This is a genomic window from Myxococcus llanfairpwllgwyngyllgogerychwyrndrobwllllantysiliogogogochensis, from assembly GCF_006636215.1.
Lineage (GTDB): Bacteria > Myxococcota > Myxococcia > Myxococcales > Myxococcaceae > Myxococcus > Myxococcus llanfairpwllgwyngyllgogerychwyrndrobwllllantysiliogogogochensis.
Window position 1 is genome coordinate 1 of record NZ_VIFM01000849.1, and the last position, 422, is coordinate 422.

Below are 422 nucleotides of genomic sequence, written 5' to 3' on the forward strand. Positions count from 1 at the left end.
CACCCAGCTCGCGCGCCTCATGAAGCAGGCCGGCCAGTCCCTGCCCGACGCCAAGCCCGTGCTGGAGGTGAACCCGGAGCATGCGCTTGTGAAGAAGCTGGGCGGCAGCGTGCATTTCCACGACCTCGCCCACATCCTCTTCGACCAGGCCCTGCTGGCCGAAGGCGGGCTGCCGGAAGACCCGGCCGCGTACGTGAAGCGGGTGAACGCGCTGCTGGTGTGAGGCTGGCTGGGTGAGCCGGCGGGCCTGCGTTGCAGGCCTTGGCCGGGCCGAAGCCGCGGAGGGGCGATTCTGCCTTCCGCGGCTTTTTTCTGGAGTGCGTTGTCTGTGCAGGTGCTGCCGTCAGTTCACCGGCAGACGGTCCGGCAAGTCCAGCATGCCGGTGCACTGCCTGCAGCGGAAATAACGGCCCGGTGCCTGC

The 422-nt window shown here is 68.5% G+C and carries 1 pseudogene; it reads left to right on the forward strand.

Annotation, left to right across the window (positions count from 1 at the left end):
• Nucleotides 1–223 (forward strand): annotated as a pseudogene (locus FJV41_RS57515) (molecular chaperone HtpG); the annotation flags it as partial.
• Nucleotides 224–422 lie beyond the last annotated feature (199 nt).